The organism is Gymnodinialimonas sp. 202GB13-11, assembly GCF_040932485.1.
In the GTDB taxonomy this organism is placed as follows: domain Bacteria; phylum Pseudomonadota; class Alphaproteobacteria; order Rhodobacterales; family Rhodobacteraceae; genus Gymnodinialimonas; species Gymnodinialimonas hymeniacidonis.
In genome coordinates this window covers 605,921-625,410 of the sequence record NZ_JBFRBH010000001.1, presented here as the reverse complement: position 1 = coordinate 625,410, position 19,490 = coordinate 605,921, and the positions used below count along the sequence as shown (strand labels likewise).

The window sequence follows — 19,490 nt, the reverse complement described above, 5'->3', positions numbered from 1 at the left end:
TCGTGCGTATGACGTCAACGGACGCACAGGATATGGGGTCAGGTCACGGCGTTTCGGCGCGTTGGCCAGACCTCCAGAACACCCGCCACAAGCACCAATGCGCCACCGACGACCTGCGTCGAGGAGAGTGTTTCCCCCGCCCAGACAGCCGCTGTCGCCGATCCGATCAGCACCTCGGCCATCAGCAGGATGCCGACGCGAGCGGGATCAAGCCGTGCGGCCGCCCATACCAACGCGGCCATGGCAAAGCCCCACCACAGCCCGCCCGTGCCTATGGCAACGGGGATCATAGCGGCAGGGTTGTTGATGGCGGAAAAATCCGGCCAAGAGGCAAGGAACGGCGCGATAGCCAAGCTGCAGAGCGCGGCGCCTGCGGTGAACACGAAGCCAGCCGCAATGGGGGGCATTTCGGGCCGTGTCCGGATGCCAGTCGTCGCCACGGCCCAGACCATACCCGCAAGTAGCGCCATCCATTCCCCGATATTCCCGGGCAAGGGCACTTGCCCCCCTGCCCCCAGCATCACGAATAGCCCGGCCAGACCCGTAAAAATGGCCCAAAGCCGCAGCTTGGTGGTTGGCCAGCCGAGAATGAAGCGGGTGATCAGCGTGCTCCAGACCGGGGTGAGGAACCACAGCAGGATGATCATGGCGACATGGCCGTACACGAATCCGATGGAGTAGAGCGCAAAGGCCGCGCCCCCGAGTGCCACGGAGGCAAGCGCAAGCGGGTCGGCCTGCCAGAGCTCTTCCGGGCGGCGCAGGATGCGGGGGATTAGAAGAGCGGTTCCGGCCAAAGTGATGGCCGCAGTGCCCCACGCACCGGGCAGGCCCATCTCAGCAATCTGGCGCACGGGCAACCAGTAGAGGCCGTAGAGCACGCCGATGGCTACGACGATAAGGGTGGCAACAGTTCTTTCACGCGCGCGGGTCATCGGCGCGGCTTAGCGGGGATAGGTTGGCCGCGCAATCGCACCGGGAACTATCCGCTGCGCCCCGGGGTTGGCTTCGCATGCGTGATGACGGGAAACCACTGACCGGAGACTTTCGACCGACTTTGGTCCGTGGATTGTCGATTTTTGCGGTAGCGGGCTGTGTGATCCTGAGCCTGAGTATCCTTGTGGCCGATTTCGTTGTGCCCGATCATGACTGGATCGCCGACACGATCAGCGACCTTGGCGCCGGAGACTACGAGTTCATCGTCGATATCGGCCTTTACACGTTTTCGGCGGCCCTGATCGCCTTGGCCGTGCTGGCGGCACATGTGCACTTGGGCGATTGGGATTGGAGCGCGGGCATCCTCGGGCTGATCGCCATGGCCTTGCTCGTCTTTCTGATCGGCGCCCGGAACGAATACGGCGATGCGGATCAGGATGGTGTGGTGATCCACGTTTACCTTGTTTACGGGCTGGGGGCGGTGATGGCGGCGACCCCGCTGTTGCTGGCGCAGGGGGCGGCGCGCGTCAGCCGCATCTACCCTTGGCTACTGCGGGCAACTGCGGTCGTTTGGATCCTTGCCGCGCCGCTCTTTTTCTTCCTGCCCACAGCAATTGACGGCGTGTATGAACGGCTACTCGGACTGATTTCCTTCGTGATGGTTTGTCTGATGGCTCATCTGTTCTTTGCAGTGACTCGCAAAGTTTAACCCTCCCCCGAAAATGTGATGACGCGATCCGATGGGTCTTTGCTAGGCTTCGGCCCAAAGGGACATCATCGGAGGGCAATTCTCATGCGATACACTTTGGCGGCTGCGCTGATCTGCGCGGCGGCACCTGCCTTCGCCAATGGCGAAGAGGTGCAGTTGAGGGGCGAGGTGATCGACACCTGGTGCTATTTCTCGGGCGTGATGGGCGGACCTGACGCTGTGCAAGGCACGGCGCACCACACCTGCGCGATCTGGTGTTCGGCGGGCGGGATTCCGGTGGGTCTGCTGGCCGAGGACGGGACGGTCTACATGATCCTGTCGATCAACGGCGACGATCAGAGCGCGTCGGGGCAGACGCAATTGGAACTGGCGTCGCACGACATCACGGTCGCGGGGCGGCATTTCGCGCGCGACGGGTTGAATTACCTGCTGGTTGACGAAGTGGTCGAGGACCATGGGATCACCAACATCAACCACACGGATTTCGGCGTCGTTCCCGGCTTCGCAATCCCCAATCCGGAGGGCTGAAGCGATGTGGAAATATCTGTTACCACTGGCCTTTGTGGCCGCTCCGGTCGCGGCACAGGAAGGCCCATTCTCCGAAGGGTCCGAGGCGCGGTCGTGGAACCTCGCCTGGGAAGAGCCTGCGTTTTTCGAGGCAGAAGTGGTCGATATGCTGTGCGAGGTCGCGGGTGAATGCGACAATGCTTGCGCAACGGGTCGGCAATTGGGCCTGCTGCGCGCGGCGGACGGCGTGCTGACCTATCCGAACAAGAACAACCAGGGCATCTTCACAGGAGCGGCCGTGGATCTTGAGCCGTTCTGCGGCATGCAGGTCGAGGTTGATGGTCTAATGATCGAGGATGAGTTTGTCGGGGCGACGAATGTCTACCTCGTGCAGCGCATCCGCGAGGTCGGAACCGAGGAATGGACCACCGCCAATGGCTGGACCGATGCCTGGGCCGAACAGCAGCCCGAGGCGGCCGCGATGGACGGACGCTGGTATCGCAATGACCCGCGCGTCTTGGCCGAGATCGAGGGCGAAGGCTACCTAGGCACTGGTGAGACTTGGCAAGAGGCGTGGGACGTCACCAGATGAGAGCGCTTGCTGTTGCATTGACCCTCTGCGCAGGGATGGCCTCGGCACAGTCGCTGGAGGATGGCTTGGGTGGTGCGTTCGAGCTGGTCGATCATACCGGTTCGGTGCGGACGGAAGTTGACCCGGACGGCCACCATCAGTTGCTGTTTTTCGGCTATGCGAATTGTCAGGAAATCTGTTCGGCGGTGTTCCCGACGATGGCGTCGATCGTGGATATTCTGGACGAGCAAGGCATGGCCCTGCGGCCCGTAATGGTCACGGTCGACCCGGAAAGGGACACGGTCGAGACGATGGGCGACGCATTGCACGTGCATCACCCGGAGTTCGTGGGGCTGACGGGCACAGAGGCGGAATTGCAGGTGGCGTATGACGCCTATTCCGTTGAGTTCGAAGAGCTTTTCGTTGATCCGTTCTATGGCACCGTCTTCTCCCACGGCTCGTTCATCTACCTGCTGGATGGTGAAGGCGAGGTGTTGACCCTGCTCCCGCCCGTACTGGGGCCTGAGATGATGGCCGAGATCGTCGGCGGGTATCTGGAGGCCTCCTGAATTGTCACGCAGACGGTTTTTGATCGGCGCAGGCGCGCTGGCGCTGGTCGGGGTGGGCTTTGCCGCGACCGAGGGGCGCAACCTGTTCTACGCGGCCCTGTCGGAAGGCGTGGACGAGCAGATCAGCGTGGGCGAGGCCCATGCGCTGGCCGATGCCCGGGACATCCTGCTGATCGACATTCGCCGGCCCGATGAATGGGAGGCGACGGGTTCGCCTGCCTCAGGGCACCGGCTAGACATGCGGCGCGATGATTTCACAGAGGCTCTTCTGGAACTGACCGGCGGTGCGCAGGATGCGCGGGTTGCCCTGATCTGCGCGCGCGGTGTGCGGTCTTCGCGGCTGACCAACCGGCTAACGGAGGCCGGGTTCACCAATATTATCGACGTGCCGGAGGGCATGCTGGGCTCTGGCGCGGGGCCGGGCTGGATTAGGGAAGGATTGCCACTTGATCGTTCGTAGAACCGTGACGGCCCTTGGCTTGCTGCTGACGGCTTCCCCTGCGCTTGCCGATTGCGCTGGCGTTGAAGGTGCCTGTGAAGTGCCGATGGGTCAGTATCACATCGCGCTGCCAGAGGGGGACGGTCCCTTTCCGGCGCTAATGATGCTGCATGGTGCGGGCGGGCGTGGCGAGGGCATGGTGAACATGCTGCGCGAGGCCGTGACCGCGCGGGGCTATGCGTTGATAGGACCGCAAGGTTTGCAGCGCGAAGGCTCGCGGTTTGGCTCAACCTGGTCGTTCCATCCAGAGTTTGAGCCGGTGCGGGATGAGGCCGCCTATTTCGAAGAAGTGCTGAGCCATGCCGCAGAGGTCCACGGGATCGACCGCGATGACGTGCTTGTTGCAGGCTTTTCCATCGGCGGGTCGATGACGTCTTACCTGGCCTGCGACGCGCCGGACATTGCGCGCGCCTATGCGCCCGTAGCCGGGTCGTTCTGGCGACCGCACCCTGCGCTCGACGCCTGCGCGGGACCGGTGGACGTGTTGCACACCCATGGCTGGACGGATGGAACCGTGCCCATTGAAGGCCGGGTGTTCCGCGATGGGGCGGTGCGGCAAGGGGACGTGTTTGCGGGCATGGAGATTTGGCGGGAGACCAACGGATGTGACCGCTCCGCGCCCGACGAGATCACCAATGAGGGCTTCTATTGGCAGCGGTTCTGGACGTCGTGCGAGGCCGGATCTCTGACCTTTGCGCTCTTCCCCGGCGGTCATGCGGTGCCGCGCGGATGGGCTGATCTGGCGCTGGATTGGTACGAAGGCTTACCGGTGGAATAGGCCCGTTACTCCGCTGCTTCAGGCAGATCACCAAGCGTTTCCCGCAGTTCAGCCCTATGCGCTTTGGCGGCACGGATGATGGCGGGGGCTGCGTAGACCTCAGGCGTTCCGAGCGCGCGGGCGGTGGCGCGGAAACGGGTGAGGTTAAGACCGGAAAGCGCCGAGAGCGGCACCGCCAGTGCCAACGAAACCGCGATGGGCAGCAGCCAGAACGAGACGATGCCGCCCGCCATACCGGCCAAAAGGCCCGCACCCGCCAGCGTCTCCAACCAGTGGAATTTTAGCATGGACCAGAGCGAATAGTGCCCGCCGGCCCGCGCCTGTGGTTTCCAGTCGACCTTGAGGCCGAGGATGGAGCGAGCAACGGCCAGGGTCTGCTGCACCATCAGGATCGGCGCGTAGAGGATGGACAGGATCAATTCGGCGACAAATGACGCCGCAAAGCGAACCGGGCCGCCCAGTTCCGCCACGCGCAGGCCGATGCCGCCAATCGCCGCCGCGCCGAGCGCTTTGGGGGCGAGCAACATGCCGTACATAAAGATCAGAAGCGCCGAGGAATGCACGACCGTCATCTCGGGCCATTGCACTTGCGGGTTCAGGCCCGAGAAATAGCGGATCACGTTTTGCTCCGCGCCCGTGCCGATCAGCGCCCAGACCATCAGCAGCAGGAACCACATCGGCGACAGCAGATAGCTGACCGCACCGTGAAAGAGGTGGAAGCGAGAAACGCCGTGGAAGCCACGAGAGGCCAGCAATTTGAGATGTTGCAGGTTGCCCTGGCACCAGCGCTGATCACGGATCACGTAGTCGATCAGTGTGGCGGGGACTTCCTCGTAACTGCCCTTGATGCGGGGGGAGAAACGGACGCCCCACCCCGCCCGGCGCAGAAGGCCCGCTTCGACAAAGTCATGCGACAGGATCAGCGCGCCCTTGCCGGTAATCGTTTTGATCTTCGGCAAGCCCGCGCAGGAGGCAAAAGCAGCCGTGCGGATGATGGCGTTATGGCCCCAGTAATTGCCCTCGCGGTCCGACCAGGTGGCGAGTCCCTCGGCCAGAACAGCACCATAGATCGTGGAGGCAAATTGCTGCACGCGGGCGAAGACCGTCTCGGCCCCAAAGAGTTGAGGGAACGATTGGATTAGGCCGGCGGAGGGGTCTGCGGATAGCTCATCGGTGAGCGCCACAATGGCCTCGCCCGACATCAGGCTGTCGGCGTCCAGCACCAGCATCGCGTCGTGCGCGCCGCCCCAGCGTTCGACCCAATCGGCGAGGTTGCCGACCTTGCGATCGGTGTTCATCGCGCGGCGACGGTAGTGGAGGCGAATGTGATCCGGCAGGCGCGTGCGCAGCGTGGCAAAGGCGCGAAGCTCTTGCTCGGCGGTCGCCTCATCCCGGGTGTCGGACAGGATGAACAGCGTATAGCGGTGGTCGGTCGGGTGCGCATCGAGCTGTTCGAGCATCGCGCAGGCATTGCCGAAGACGTCCCATGGAACCTCATTATAGCAAGGCACCAGAAGGGCCACATCCATGCTGGGGCCGCTGGCGGGCGCGGCGGCGGGGCGTGTCAGGAACAGGCGGGCGACGCCGACAGTAACCGTGGAGACCGAGAGCGAAATCCAGAAGAAGGTGAGCGCGATCAGGGTGATCAGCGCAATCTCGAAACCCGTTAGCCCGCCCATGGCGAACCAGTCGGTGAAGGCCGCGACCAGCGCGAATGTGGTGGCGAAGGCGGGAATGAACGTGGCCAGACGCCAGAGCCAGGAGCGAGTCTTGGCGACACCCGGCGCGGTCTTGTCCGTATAGGGCGCGCTGAGGTTCTGGATCGGGCGCGCCAGCGGGGCCTCGGGGGGCATATAGGGGTCGCACGGGGAGTGCGCGGGAATCGTGTTCGCAAGCTTCATGCCGAGAACCGGTAGAGCCAGACTTCCGTCACAGGCTCCCCCTCTTTCAGCAGTTGCGCGCGCAGTTCCATGTAGGTTTCTTCCCCCGGATCGACGGCAAAGGTCAGACGCAGACCGCCGGTGCCCGGGTTACGTTCTAGCACACCTTCGGTGACAGTCCCGCGATTGGACTGGACGACCTTGGTGAAGTCCTCGGGCGCACCGTCGATGGACTCGTGATCCGCAAAGTCGATGGCGACGAGGGTTTGCGTGCGGTTCCAGTTGCCGCCGATGGCCGTGTTCATCACGCGGGCCACGTCGCGGGGGCGTTCGGGTTCCGAGCACCAGTCCATGTTGTAGGTGAAGTGGTAAGGCTCGCCCGCCGTCAGGCCACCGCGCGGGCGCCAATAGGCGACGATGTTGTCGTAGATCTCAAGCTCGGACGGGATTTCGACCAATTGGACTGAGCCGTCGCCCCAGCCTTCGCCCGGCGTGATCCAAAGCGCGGGGCGGCGTTCGTAATGAGCCTCAAAATCCTCGAAATCGGCAAGGTCGCGGGCGCGTTGGACCAGGCCGAAGCCCTGCGGGTCGGTATCGACGAAGGAAGAGACTTGCAGCGTGTCGGGATTCTTGAGCGGGCGGAGGAGAAGCTCGCCATTGCCGTTGTGGACCATCAGACCGTCACTGTCGTGCACGGCGGGGCGGAAATCATCATGGCCCGCGCGGTTCGTCTGATCATAGAGGAACATGGAGGTGAGCGGCGCGAGGCCGACATTGGGCAGGTCCACGCGGGGGTAGAGTGTCGCCTCCACCTCCATATGCGTGACCGGGCCGGGCGTGATGCGGAACGTGTAGGCGCCGGTGCAGCTATCGCCGTCGAGCAGCGCGTGGAGAATTTGAGTTGTGTCGCCGGGCATTGGCGCTTCCAGCCAGAAGCGGGTGAACTCAGGGAATTCTTCGCCTGCCTCAGATGCTGTACCGATGGCGAGGCCCCGGGCGGAGAGGCCGTAATTCATGCCGGTGCCGATGGCGCGGAAGTAGGATGCCCCCTGAAACACAGCGAATTCGGTGAAAATGTCGGGGCGTTCAAGGGCTGCTCGCAGGCGGAGGCCGGAATAGCCCATTTCCTCGGTTATCGGCAGATCGGGGAACTGGTCGGTGCGGTCGAAAAGGCTTAGGTCGAAGGCGAGGGTTTGGGCCTCACCGCCTTGCACGACATTCACCTCAACGGGCCGCGGGAAGTAGAGGCCGGGGTGGAAGAAATCGACCTTGAAGGGGCGATCTTCATCCATCCAGAGGCCACGCTGCGGGTTGAACCACATCCAGCGGTATTCGTCGTAGGTCAGGTCCTGCCAGCCTTGCGGGACTTCGGGGAGCGGCTCATAGGGGGCTTGGGCAAGCCGCGCAGCCTCGGCCTCCAGCCAGGCGCGGTCGAACGGATGCGCGGTGCCCTCGCGGAACATCGGCAGGCCCATGGCGGGGCTGGCGGCCAATGCGGCGAGCATGGCGAGGGTTTCGCGGCGATTCATCATTTCGGCTTCACCCGCCACGGCTGGGTCTTGAAGTAGCTGGCCCCATAGGCTGTGGCGATCAGAACCGCGCAGCCGAAACCGTTGACCATAAGCGTCATGGCGACGTCGCGGCCCAGCATGTCCATCGCGAAGCCGTTGAACCGCGCGATGAAGATGGAGACGACAAAGACGGCGAGCGACTGCTGGCCGACCTTGAGAAACACAGTCAACAGCGGCGCCCAGATGTTGCGCCCGGTCCACCCAGCACCGGCGCGGATGCGGTCACCGCCATCGCCTGCGATGACCCAGGCGAGGTAGGCGAGCGACAGGAATTGGACGTAGCGCAGGATGCCGAAATCGGTCTTGGAGATCAGTTGCCGGTTTTCCACGCGCCACTCACGGGCCCATTCAAACCCGAACTCCCGCACGCCGATGTTCGACAGTGGGATATTGGCGATCACGATGAACGCTGCGAGGCCGATCAGGAGCGCTTTGACAGGCGGCTTGGGGATCCAGCCGCGCATAAACGCAAAGCCGGTGAAGAAGGCCAATTGCCAGCCGAATGGGTTGAGGAACCAGCGGCGTTGCCAGTCGTCGTCACCCACCCAAGGCTCGGCGGTGAAGTTGAAATACGGCAGGCCGAGCGCCTCGGTGAAGGCGCGTTGGCCCATGAACCACAGAGCAATGGAAACAGCCGCCACAAGGCCAAGGTGCACGCGGGCGAGTGCGTAGAAGACCGGCATCATGGCGAGGATCACCATATACATCGGCAGGATGTCGAACAGGTTCGGCACCCATTGCAGGGTCATGAAACTGAAAAGAATGTTGGGGTTGGCCCAGAGGTCTTCGGAATGCTCCACGAACAGCATCCACAGGTTCATCTGCCCCCAATAATTGCGGTCAGTGAAGGGGAGGTCGGTGAGGAACACCAGCAATGCAGCGGTGGCGAAGAAGAGGCCCACATGCGCCCAGTAGACTTGCCAGATGCGGTAGCCGACGCGGACAGATCCGAGGGCAAGGCCGGCGCGGTCAAACGTGCGCCCGAACGCGATGGCGGACGCCATGCCCGAGCAGAAGACAAACATTTCTGTCGCGTCGGAAAAGCCCCAGCGCGCAGGGATCCACGAAGTCAGAAAATTGCCAGGTGTGTGGGCAAACAAGATGATGAACATCGCCATGCCCCGGAAGAAATCGAGGCGGATATCGCGCGCGCTAGCAGGTGTCGCGGCTTGCGCTGCGGCGGAGGGGGTCGGTTGAAATGAAGGTGTCGTGCTCACCATGGCCACGGGGCGTTTCCCTTATTCCGCAGGAACGCGCAAGGGGGAGGCTTGGTTCCCGATCATCTCGCGGCGGGTTCTTGCGAACGTATCATCGCGCCCTGCTCGCTTGGCGGAGCGTTCATTCAGGATCGCTTTCGCATCATCCAAGCGCCCTGCGCGGAGGCCCGCGTCGATGGTCAGACGCTCAAACACGTCGCGTTGCGCGTGGGAGCCGCCGGCAAGCTGCATGTGTTTGCGGGCTTTGCTGAGGCCCTGAAAGGCGGTGGCGTAGTCGCCTTCACCAAAGGCCTCCAGTCCAAGGGCCGCCGCTGTGCCGGGATTGGCCATGCGCATGGCGGCCTCGCCCTGTCCGGTGGTCCCGTCCTCCGCGATGCGGGCGACGAGTTTGGCGGTCGCGTCCTCACGTCTGCCGCCGATCAGCGCCAGCAAGTAATGGAGGTCAGCGAAGATCAGCGAGCCATCTTCGGTGCGCGTTGCGGACGTGTCGGCCAGTTCTTCCCAGCGGTTGCCCACGTCAATCCCTTCCAGCTCCAACCGCATCAGAAGCGATGTGGCATTGGAGATGTCACGGTAATCGTCGGTTTTGTCGGCGCGGATAAGGGTATCGTAGAGGTCGAGCACCACATCTGTTTGCCCGAGGTCGAGGTGCATCAGCGCCTTGTGCCACCAGACATGGTACCGGAAGTTGTTGCAATGCGCCCACGCAGCTTCGCGGCCCTGTAGCCAGTTGAGGCCTTTGGTGGGTTCAGCCAGCATATCGTAGACATGGGCCACGGCGTGCAGGCCCCACGCATCGTCGGGCGAGATTTCCAAGGCGGCGGAACCGGACGCGGCGGCCCGGCCATAGTCTCCGGTTTCTTCCAAGGCGAAGGCGTGGCAGCCCATCAGATATCCGCGCGCGGCATGGTCTTCGCCATAGGCCGGCATGACCTGTTCGATGGAGCGGCGCATCCCTTGCGCATCGCCCAGCACAAAGCGGATTGCGTGGCTGATCTTCATCGCCAGCGGATCGCCGGGATTGGTCAGCAGGACCTGATCGAGATGCGCCACGGATTTCGACGGATGCCCACCCAGCCAAGCGTCGAGCGCGTCGAGGAAGGCGCGTTCACGGGGCGTGACGGGGCGCGCCTGATCGGCAGCGCGGGCGCTATCGGCGGCCTCTTGCGCTGTCTGAACAAGCTCACGCCGGCCCAGAAGCAGCATGAACAGGCCCTTCACCGCATGGGCGAGTGCAAACTGCGGGTCTGCTTCCAGCGTCTTGGCGAGATGTTCAGGTGTTGTCGCCCCGTGGGCAAGAAACGCCATCTGCGTTTCGGTCCAATGGTCGAGGCCGGGCCCCGCCGAAATGGTGGTCGGCTGACCGAATCCGTCGAATTGCGTCATGCGCCTGTCCGATTCTGATAGTCCCTTTGCATCCGAGGTAGACTATGGCCCCGCCCACGCGAAGCCTCGTTGCGCCCAGATGACGGACATGTGAGCCGGACAGGGCAATGTGTGAACGAAAACCCGCCAATTCACCGGCAGATCGGCGGGTTTTTGCTTTGATTTCAGGTGTAATCGTTCACGGCGCGCCCGAAATTGCGGCAGGCGCGGTTAACCTTCGGGCGTCTCGCGGCGGTCTGCGAGCCAGTCGAGCACGGCTTGCGTATGCTCACCCAGATTGGGCGGCGCATGGCGGTATGTGACCGGAGTGGCCGAGAATTTCAGCGGGTTGCCGATCAGCTCCACCCCACCACGATCCACGCCCTGCTTGGGCATGTCGATGCGCATTTCGCGCGCTGCCACCTGGTCGGAGGCAAAAGTCTGTTCGACCGTGTAGACGGGGCCTACGGGGACTTTGCGGGCCTCCAAAGCTTCGACGATATCAGCCTGTTTGTGCTGTCGCATCAGCTGTTCCAGCGTGGGGATCAGCGCTTCACGGTTGATGACACGATTGGAATTGGTCGCAAAGCGCGGGTCATCGGCGAGGTCAGGCCGCCCGAGGAAATCGCAAAAGCGGATATACTGCGTATCGTTGCCCACGGCGACGAGGACATGGCCATCGGCGCAGGCGAAGGTCTGGTAGGGCACGATCGTGGCGTGTTGGTCGCCCCGGCGCGGGCGCGGGGCATTGGTGGTCAGGTGTGCGACGCCTTCGTTGATCATCCAGGCCACTGTCGCATCCACGAGGCTAAGGTCGATATGCTGCCCCTGCCCCGTCTGGTCCCGGTGGCGGAGGGCGGCGAGGATACCTGTGGCGGCATACATGCCGGTCATCACATCGGCGATGCCCACGGCGACCTTGGCAGGAGGGCCATCTTTCGCGCCGGTCAGCGCCATGATCCCGGAATAGCCTTGCGCCATAAGATCATAGCCGGGCTTTTCGCGGTTCGGGCCGGTTTGGCCGAAGCCGGAGATGGAGCAATAGACAAGCTGTGGGTAAGCCGTGAGCAAGCTGTTGAAATCCAAACCATACTTGTCGAGGCCGCCGGGTTTGAAGTTTTCGATCACCACGTCAGCGCGGGCGGCGATTTGGTGGATGGTCTCCTGCCCCTCGGGCGTGGCGATGTCGACGCCAACGGAAAGCTTATTGCGGTTCGCGCACATGAAGTAGCTGGAAAGGTCGGTAGGATCGCCCTGCGGATCGTTGGCAAAGGGCGGGCCCCAGCCGCGCGTGTCATCGCCGCGGTCAGGATGTTCGATCTTGATGATCGTGGCACCCAGATCGCCAAGCGCCTGCGTGCAGGTCGGTCCGGCAAGGATGCGCGAGAGGTCGAGGACGATTAGGCCATCAAGGGGCCCTTTGGTCGGGGGGCCTTTAGATGCGGCCATCATATCCTCCACGGTCAATCTGGGCGGCGATGACCGTAAAGGTATCGGCGGTGAGCGCCTGTTCAATAGCCGCGCGCAATTCAGCGCGGTTGGTCACATTCACGCCCGCCCCGCCCATGGCGCGGCCCAAGGCGGCAAAGTTGTGGCGATGTTCATAGTCGACGCCCGCATTGGTGAGCTGCCGCTCGCGCTGTTTCTTCTCGATCAGCGCGAGGGAGGCATCGACGAAGGTGATGATGATGGGCTTCAGGCCAAGCTCGGCGGCGGTGGTCAGATCGCCGGGGCTCATCAGGAACCCGCCGTCGCCGACAAAGGCCACGGCGGGGCGGTCGGGTTCGGCGAGGGCGAGGCCAATGGCCATCGGAACCGCGCAGCCCATGGTACAAAGGCCAGAGGATTGGATGACAGCTTTGGGATACGGCGCCTCCCACATCTGGCTTAACAGGATCCGGTGGGCGCCGCTGTCGATGCTGATGCGGGTTTCTGGCGGCAGGGCTGCACGCGCCTCGGCGATCACGCCGGCGGGACCCCAATCGTCGTCCTTTGGGAAGGCTTGAGCGAGTGCGGCTTTGACGGCGGCAGGCTCCCCGCCCCGCCAACGTGTTGCGGCCTGTTTCACATCCATTATCGCCTCAAGCGCGGCCCCAATATGGCAGGTGAAGCTGATCCCCGCCTGATGCATGTAGTGGGTGTTCTCAACAGCCTGAAAATCCACCACGCATTGCTTGGTGACGTCCCAGACCTCGCGCCAGCCGGGGCGCATCTCAATTGGGTCATAACCCACGAGGAATATCACATCGGCCTGCTTGACCAGCGGCAGCAGATGCTGATCGGCCAGCGGAGACAGGCCCGCGCCGCCAAGGGCCAGCGGGTGATCTTCGGGCAGGACCCCCTTGGCCTTGTAGGTTGTGACGACGGGAATCTCGAACTGCTCGGCGAAGGCCTGCAGCGCCGGGGCAGCGTCATCGGCCAAAACGTCCAGGCCGGCAACGATCAAGGGGCGCTCGGCCCCGGAGAGCCAATCGCGGACCAGTTTGAACTTTTCTCCTGCCGGAGCCACGGTGCTCGGCGGCACGCGGCGCCGACGCTTGGGCGTGGCGGGGGCATCGGCGACGGCAATCGGCACGTCGATCAGGACCGGACCCTGCCGCCGTTCCAATGCAATGGACACGGCCTTATCGGCGATGGTTTCGGCCTCTCCAGCAGTCAGCGTGAACGTCGCTTTGGTGATCGGGTCGAGCACGGCGCGATGGTCCAGCACCTGGTGGGTGTAAGTCAGCGCTTCATCGGCATCGAGACAGCCGGTCAGCACAACCATCGGCACACGGTCCTGCTCTGCATTGGCCACGACATTGACCGCATTCATTAGCCCGGGGCCAACGGTGGCCACCAGCACGGCAGGCGCACCGTCGACATGATGCACTGCCTCGGCCATGAAGCCGCCCGCATTCTCGTGCTTGACGAGATGGAACGCGATGCCCGCCTTTTCCAGCGCATCGACGATGGTCAGCACCTCGCCGCCCGGCATCCCAAAGGCGTGGCGGCATCCGGCCTCGTAAAGCCTGCGTGCGACCAAATCTGCTGCTCTGAATTCTGCCATGCCGGGCCTCCAATAGCTGTCCAAGCGGGCCTACCCCAAAGCGGGACGGCCGGAAAGGACCCCGCCGATCAAAGGGCCGTGTCCCGATCTTCCACTGGTCTCAAATACTCAAAAAATCCACCCACTGCGCAAGGAGACGAGGTTGACCATGACAGTACTGGCAGGGGCGGAGGCGGCACGGGTGGGCGGGTGGGGTGACGGCTCCGCCCCTGCCCTCTTGACCCCGCCTGCCCCAGACCCGACGTTGCACGCATGTTTCCGATCCGCGACCACAACCCCTCCAATCGCACGCCCTTCGTGACCTGGACCCTGATCGTGGTGAACGTCGTCATCTTCCTCAGCTACTTTCCGTCCCTTTCGGGCAGCGAGACTGAGCTGGCCGCCTTCTACCGCGAGTGGGGTCTGGTGCCCGGCAATGTGGCCGAGGGGATCAATCGCGGTGGTTTGCTGACCCACATGTTCCTACACGGCGGGTGGATGCACCTGATCGGGAACATGCTGTTCCTCTATATCTTTGGCGACAATCTGGAAGATCTGATGGGCCATGTTGGCTTTGCGATCTTCTACCTGTTGGGCGGACTAGGGGCCGCGTTCGGGCAAATGATGGCCGATCCGGGCTCCTCCATTCCGATGGTGGGCGCATCGGGGGCGATTGCTGCCGTGATGGGGGGATATCTGCTGATGTTCCCGAGGGCGCGGATCGACGTGCTTGTCCTGCTGGTGGTGTTCATCAAGATCTTCACGATCCCGGCTTGGCTGATGCTGGGGCTGTGGTTTGCACTGCAACTTGTCAGTGGGTTGCAGATGGATGTGCTTGGCGGCGGGGTCGCCTACTGGGCCCATGCCGGCGGGTTCATCGTGGGTGTGGTCCTGACGCTTCCCCTGTTCCTGCGCCGAGGGGGGCGTTCGTTTTGGAATGCCTTTGGCGGCAAGCCACCACATGAAGAGGTTGAATATCGGGTGGAGCGGCGGCAATCCGGCATCCCGCGCATTCGCCGGGTACGCAGCGCGCAAGGCATGGACCGGCCCCTGTCCGATCTAGGGCGGGTGCCGCGCGCAGGTCAGCGGCGCGGGCCGAGGGGGCCTTGGTCGGGCGGGCGATAGGCGTAGGCGATGGACGGGCCGCTTAAGCGCGTTCGGAGTATTCCATCGTCTCGGTGTTCACGACGATATCCTCGTCCTGACCCACGAAGGGCGGGACGGAGACCTTGACGCCATTGTCGAGGATCGCAGGCTTGAAGGAATTGGCAGCCGTCTGGCCTTTAACCACCGGCTCCGTTTCCACAACCTTGCAGACGACCTTCTGGGGCAGCGTCGCGTTCAGCGCCTCTTCCTCGTAGAATTCGACCACGATGGTCATGCCGTCCTGCAGAAACGGGCGGCGTTCGCCAAGCAAATCTGCGGGCAATTCGATCTGTTCATAGGTCTCGGCATCCATGAAAACGAGCATTTCATCGTTTTCATACAGGAATTGCTGGTCTTTTTGCTCCAGCCGGACGCGCTCCACTTTGTCCGCGGATCTAAACCTTTCGTTAAGTTTTGACCCGTTACGAAGGTTGCGCAGTTCGACCTGCGCAAATGCACCGCCCTTCCCGGGCTTCACATGATCCACCTTAACGGCGGCCCAGAGACCGTCATTGTGTTCGAGGACGTTGCCTGGCCGAATCTCGTTTCCGTTAATTTTTGGCATGTGGCAAAACCTTGGCAAAACCTTGAGAATTTGTTGACGCGACCTATATCTGGGCGTTGGAGGGGTGTCCATACACCGGAAAAAGTGCGAATTGTTGCTGAGCCATGCGCCAGGCGAATACCACATATGTGATAATCGCATCCCACAAGTGCACAGAATCCGGGCATACCGAGCGGCACGCCGAAAATGCAAGAGCAAAAAAAGGATACGAAATGCGGGATTTCGTTGATGGCACGGCCTTCAACTTCGAACAGGGCACACGCGCTCGCAAGCTGTTTGCGGCCGTGGTTCTGGCGGCGTTGGACGATGCAATCGCTGACGACAAGAAATACGGCAACGGGCCAGAGCAGATCGCCCGGTGGGCACGTTCGCGCGACGGGCGCGAAGTTCTGTCTTGCGCCGGTATCGACCCGAACGAGCGGGTTGTGAACGGCCTGATGGCGTTCGTGGGCAATGGTGTACGCACCTCTGTCGCGCTCAGCCGTGAGGAAAGTGAACGGCGCAATCAGGCCGAAGCCGCCTGATCGCACGCAATACAAGCTGCCAGCTTCGAAGACGCGCCCCTCTGCAGGGCGCGTTTTTCGTTTCTGGGGGTGGCTTTATGCCCGAGAGATGCACAGGTTGGGGCAAACACCACGGAGGGCATGATGGCGACAGCGGATATCGGATTGATCGGTTTGGGCACGATGGGCTCAGCTTTGGCGCTCAACATCGCGGAAAACGGGTTCACCGTCGCAGTGTTCAACCGCACGACGGAGAAGATGCACGCCTTCATGGAAGAGGCCGGTGATTTGGCCGATCGCGTTGTCGGATGCGAAAGCCTTGAGGATTTGGCCGCAGCGCTCAAAGGCCCACGCGCGATCATCCTGATGGTGCCTGCTGGCGATCCGGTGGACCAACAGATTGAAGCGTTGGACCCGTACCTTGATGCTGATGACCTGATCATTGACGCAGGCAATGCCAATTTCCGCGACACGATGCGGCGGATGGAGGCGCTGGAGCGCCCCTTCCTTGGCGTCGGTGTTTCGGGCGGCGAAGACGGTGCGCGCCATGGCCCCGCCATCATGGGTGGCGGTGACCCCGACCATTGGGCGCGGGTGGAGCCGGTGCTGACAGCAATCTCCGCCAAGTTCGAAGGTGCGCCTTGTGCCGCCCTTCTAGGCGAGACGGGCGCGGGTCATTTTGTAAAGGCGGTCCATAACGGCATCGAATATGCCGATATGCAGCTAATTGCCGAGACCTATGGCCTGATGCGTGACGGGATGGCCATGGCCGCCCCTGACATCGCACCTGTCTTTGAGCGGTGGAATGGCGGACGGCTGTCTTCCTACCTGATCGAGATTTCGGCCAAGGTGGCTGCCGCCCATGATGAGGCCACAGATGGCCCGCTGCTCGACGTGATCGTGGATGCGGCGGGGCAGAAGGGTACGGGCCGGTGGACAGCGATCGAGGCGCAGCATCTTGGCACACCGATACCGGTGATTGAGGCCGCTGTGTCGGCCCGCAACATGTCGGCTAAGCGCGATTTGCGTGCCACATTGGCCGACGCATTCGGTGGCTCGGGCAAGCTGGAGCTGACGGAGGAGGCGCTGGAAGCCGCGCTGACCTGCGGCAAAGTGCTGTGCTACACGCAGGGCTTCGACATGCTGCGCGCCGCAGCGCAGGCGTTCGACTGGACGTTGATGCGTGAAGATGTGGCGCGCAACTGGCGGGCGGGTTGCATCATCCGATCCGCAATGCTGGATGATATGGCGGAAGCCTTCGAGATCGCCCCCGGTAAAACGCTGATGGAAGCGCCCTATTTCGCGGACATCCTGTCAGAGACCGTTGGTGCATTGCGCGAAGTGGTGGTCAAGGCCAGCGCCTCGGGCCTACCGGTGCCCGTGATGGCGGCTGCTTTGGGGTATTTCGACACCATGCGGATGGCGCGCGGCACGGCCAACATGATCCAAGGGCAACGCGATTTCTTCGGCCTGCACGGGTTTGAGCGGTTGGACAACGGCAAGACCGGACAGCATGGGCCATGGGCGGACGATTAGGACATCGTCCCTGTCGACAGCAGCAAGCATCGTCGGCCGGTGCGTGACGTAGAAACACTACTGCTCCAGAAGGCTTGTTACGGACGGACGCCGACGATGACGGGCGGATCGACCAGGTTGTCCGGACGCGCACCAAAGACCAGCAAATCCTTGCGTCCATAAGATTCGGCAATTTCAGTGGCTATTTCGGCCACCGTCTGCGCCTTGCCGCTACAGATATTGGTCGGACCGACGACATTGTCCCGAACATCCTGCACCAGGAGGGATGCGGCCGCATCAACGTCCATATAGTCCCGGACCTGCTGCCCTGAAGACAACTCCGCCGCTTCGCCTGCGCTTAGGGTCCGGTGCAGATATGGCACCAGACGGTCGGGGTGCTCGCCCGCTCCGAAAAGAAAGAACAATCTCGCCCACAAGAACGCGGTATCTGTGCCCCGGAAAAGGTTCGACAACGTCAAGAACGCCGATGCTTTCGCAGCGGCGTAAAGTGTTTCTGGGCCACAAGGTGTGTCAACCGACAAATATCCGTGGCGGAAATCATACTCGAAACAAGTGCCGATGCCGACAAAGCGGCTCACCTGGGCCGAAAAAGCGCCTTCAGCCAATGCGAGCGTTCCGGTTAGACACGACAGGTTTCGATGCGAGGTCAGGTATTTCCCCGGCTCTGCATACCATGCGGCATGAATGACAGTGTCCACACCCGATAATATGTCCGCCCACCATGCAGCGGTTTGGGCAAAAAGGTCGTCAACTTCGACAACCTCGACATCATGTTCATGGGGTCCGAGACGCTTCTTCGTTCCAGTACGGATCACGCAACGAACCGGTCCACTCGACGTAGGTAGCTGACGTAAGATGGCCTGACCGAAAAAACCCGTAGCGCCCGTGATAAGAATTGTCATTTGGAGATCGTCAGATCGGGTATCACGGTCACGAACTGCGTCCCGAGTGCAGCGAGGTCAGCACATTGAGACCTGACTTCTGCTGCAATGTTCCAAGGGAAAATGATCAAGTAGTCGGGTCGCGATGAACGTAGAGCTTCAGGGGCAAGGATGGGAATGTGGCTTCCCGGCATGAACTTCCCGATCTTCGCACTCGCCGCATCAGCGATGAATGGCAGAAGATCCGGCTTCACACCGGCATAATTCATCAAGGTGTTGCCTTTCGCAGCAGCGCCGTACCCAGCGACGGTTTTGCCACGGGCCTTCGCATCCAACAGAAACGCTACGAAGCTGTCCTTGGCCTTATTCGCTCGCGCCTGAAAGCCCTGGTAATACTTGTCCGTATCCAGTCCCTGGTCCGCTTCGGCTTGGCGCATATCATCCACGCTTTGGTGTTCTTCCCATGCACTGTCGGCCCTGCATCCATAGATGCGCAGGGACCCGCCATGTGTCGCGAGCTCTTCCACATTGAAAACGCGCAGGCCGCACGCGTTAAAGACCCGCTCGACGGTCAGCAGGGACAGGTATGAAAAGTGTTCGTGATAGACGGTGTCGAACTGGCAGAACTCCACCAAACGCATCAAATGGGGAAACTCCAACGTTATCACACCGTCAGGCTTTAACGCCTTATATAGGCCCTTGGTGAAATCGTTGAGATCGGGCACATGCGCATAAACATTATTGCCGATAATCAGATCTGCACTTGGCAATGAAGATGCAAACGCCTCGCCGAAGAATTCTTCTTCGACCGGGACATCTAACTCCCGTGCGGCTTGCGCCGTGCTTGCTGTTGGCTCAATCCCAAGACACGGAATACCAGACGCGACAAAGTTCTTCAGAAGGTAGCCGTCGTTTGACGCGACTTCGATGACGAAGCTGTCCGGTCCAAGGTTCAGCATTTGCGTAATTTTCTCGGCGTAACGGGCCGCATGTGCCAGCCAACCGGATGACGTAGAGGAGAAATACGCATAATCGGATGTGAAAAGCTCGTCTGCGCGCGCAAAGTCTTCGGTTTGAACCAACCGACACGTGTCGCAGACCTTTAGCCGTAATGGGTAGCTAAGTTCGGGCGCATTTAGGTCTTCGGCGACCAGATAAGCATTCGACGGCGGCGCGTAGCCAAGGTCCAAGAATGTTTGTTGCAGTGGTGTTTCGCAGTGGCGGCATAACAT

Annotated in this window: 19 protein-coding genes; 9 read left to right on the top strand and 10 right to left on the bottom strand. The window is 62.0% G+C overall.

Features of this window, described 5'->3' with window-relative positions; all coding sequences use genetic code 11:
• Positions 1–38: 38 nt before the first annotated feature.
• Positions 39–932, bottom strand: coding sequence for a DMT family transporter (locus tag V8J81_RS03170; RefSeq protein ID WP_368474299.1), 894 nt, complete (start codon positions 930–932; stop codon positions 39–41).
• 77 nt (positions 933–1,009) lie between these two features.
• On the opposite strand from V8J81_RS03170, the gene V8J81_RS03165 reads away from it, so the two are divergent.
• From V8J81_RS03165 to V8J81_RS03140, 6 genes are all read left to right on the top strand, one after another.
• Entirely contained in the window at positions 1,010–1,642 is a 633-nt protein-coding gene (locus V8J81_RS03165; RefSeq protein ID WP_368474298.1) for a DUF998 domain-containing protein, read from the top strand.
• A gap of 84 nt (positions 1,643–1,726) precedes the next feature.
• Positions 1,727–2,170 (top strand): hypothetical protein, encoded by a 444-nt coding sequence (locus tag V8J81_RS03160; RefSeq protein ID WP_368474297.1) that lies wholly within the window; start codon positions 1,727–1,729, stop codon positions 2,168–2,170.
• A 4-nt stretch (positions 2,171–2,174) separates the two neighbouring features.
• Complete coding sequence (locus V8J81_RS03155) at positions 2,175–2,741, top strand: hypothetical protein (RefSeq protein WP_368474296.1); 567 nt, start codon at positions 2,175–2,177, stop codon at positions 2,739–2,741.
• A complete protein-coding gene (locus tag V8J81_RS03150; protein WP_368474295.1) occupies positions 2,738–3,289 on the top strand; it encodes an SCO family protein in 552 nt (183 codons plus the stop codon). Before V8J81_RS03155 ends, V8J81_RS03150 begins: the two co-directional genes overlap by 4 nt.
• A gap of 1 nt (position 3,290) precedes the next feature.
• Positions 3,291–3,749, top strand: a complete 459-nt coding sequence (locus V8J81_RS03145) for a rhodanese-like domain-containing protein (protein WP_368474294.1) — start codon at positions 3,291–3,293, stop codon at positions 3,747–3,749.
• A complete protein-coding gene (locus V8J81_RS03140; protein WP_368474293.1) occupies positions 3,736–4,566 on the top strand; it encodes a CE1 family esterase in 831 nt (276 codons plus the stop codon). Before V8J81_RS03145 ends, V8J81_RS03140 begins: the two co-directional genes overlap by 14 nt.
• A gap of 5 nt (positions 4,567–4,571) precedes the next feature.
• Here the strand turns inward: V8J81_RS03140 and mdoH are convergent, their stop codons facing one another.
• From mdoH to V8J81_RS03110, 6 genes are all read right to left on the bottom strand, one after another.
• Positions 4,572–6,419 (bottom strand): glucans biosynthesis glucosyltransferase MdoH, encoded by a 1,848-nt coding sequence (gene mdoH, locus V8J81_RS03135; protein WP_368474292.1) that lies wholly within the window; start codon positions 6,417–6,419, stop codon positions 4,572–4,574.
• Between the two features lie 44 nt (positions 6,420–6,463).
• A complete protein-coding gene (locus V8J81_RS03130) occupies positions 6,464–7,978 on the bottom strand; it encodes an OpgD/OpgG family glucan biosynthesis protein (protein ID WP_368474291.1) in 1,515 nt (504 codons plus the stop codon).
• A complete protein-coding gene (locus V8J81_RS03125; RefSeq protein WP_368474290.1) occupies positions 7,975–9,237 on the bottom strand; it encodes an OpgC family protein in 1,263 nt (420 codons plus the stop codon). Before V8J81_RS03125 ends, V8J81_RS03130 begins: the two co-directional genes overlap by 4 nt.
• Before the next feature lie 18 nt (positions 9,238–9,255).
• Positions 9,256–10,620: a tetratricopeptide repeat protein gene (locus V8J81_RS03120; protein WP_368474289.1), complete on the bottom strand. Its 1,365-nt coding sequence runs from the start codon at positions 10,618–10,620 to the stop codon at positions 9,256–9,258.
• A 210-nt stretch (positions 10,621–10,830) separates the two neighbouring features.
• A complete protein-coding gene (locus V8J81_RS03115) occupies positions 10,831–12,048 on the bottom strand; it encodes a CaiB/BaiF CoA transferase family protein (RefSeq protein WP_368474288.1) in 1,218 nt (405 codons plus the stop codon).
• Complete coding sequence (locus V8J81_RS03110; RefSeq protein WP_368474287.1) at positions 12,035–13,648, bottom strand: thiamine pyrophosphate-binding protein; 1,614 nt, start codon at positions 13,646–13,648, stop codon at positions 12,035–12,037. The genes V8J81_RS03115 and V8J81_RS03110 overlap by 14 nt, the downstream gene beginning before the upstream one ends.
• Before the next feature lie 252 nt (positions 13,649–13,900).
• On the opposite strand from V8J81_RS03110, the gene V8J81_RS03105 reads away from it, so the two are divergent.
• Positions 13,901–14,752, top strand: a complete 852-nt coding sequence (locus V8J81_RS03105) for a rhomboid family intramembrane serine protease (protein ID WP_368474286.1) — start codon at positions 13,901–13,903, stop codon at positions 14,750–14,752.
• 22 nt (positions 14,753–14,774) lie between these two features.
• On the opposite strand, the gene efp is transcribed toward V8J81_RS03105, so the two are convergent.
• Complete coding sequence (gene efp / locus V8J81_RS03100; protein WP_368474285.1) at positions 14,775–15,338, bottom strand: elongation factor P; 564 nt, start codon at positions 15,336–15,338, stop codon at positions 14,775–14,777.
• A 212-nt stretch (positions 15,339–15,550) separates the two neighbouring features.
• Between efp and V8J81_RS03095 the strand changes: the two genes are divergently transcribed.
• Entirely contained in the window at positions 15,551–15,862 is a 312-nt protein-coding gene (locus V8J81_RS03095; protein ID WP_011456372.1) for a DUF6280 family protein, read from the top strand.
• A 123-nt stretch (positions 15,863–15,985) separates the two neighbouring features.
• Complete coding sequence (gene gnd / locus V8J81_RS03090) at positions 15,986–17,377, top strand: NADP-dependent phosphogluconate dehydrogenase (protein ID WP_368474284.1); 1,392 nt, start codon at positions 15,986–15,988, stop codon at positions 17,375–17,377.
• A gap of 77 nt (positions 17,378–17,454) precedes the next feature.
• Here gnd and V8J81_RS03085 read toward each other — a convergent pair whose 3' ends face one another.
• Together V8J81_RS03085 and V8J81_RS03080 are read right to left on the bottom strand one after the other, a co-directional pair.
• Positions 17,455–18,279: an NAD-dependent epimerase/dehydratase family protein gene (locus V8J81_RS03085; protein ID WP_368474283.1), complete on the bottom strand. Its 825-nt coding sequence runs from the start codon at positions 18,277–18,279 to the stop codon at positions 17,455–17,457.
• The gene (locus V8J81_RS03080) at positions 18,276–19,490 is read right to left on the bottom strand and encodes a methyltransferase domain-containing protein (protein ID WP_368477590.1); all 1,215 of its coding nucleotides are present in this window, start codon (positions 19,488–19,490) and stop codon (positions 18,276–18,278) included. The genes V8J81_RS03085 and V8J81_RS03080 overlap by 4 nt, the downstream gene beginning before the upstream one ends.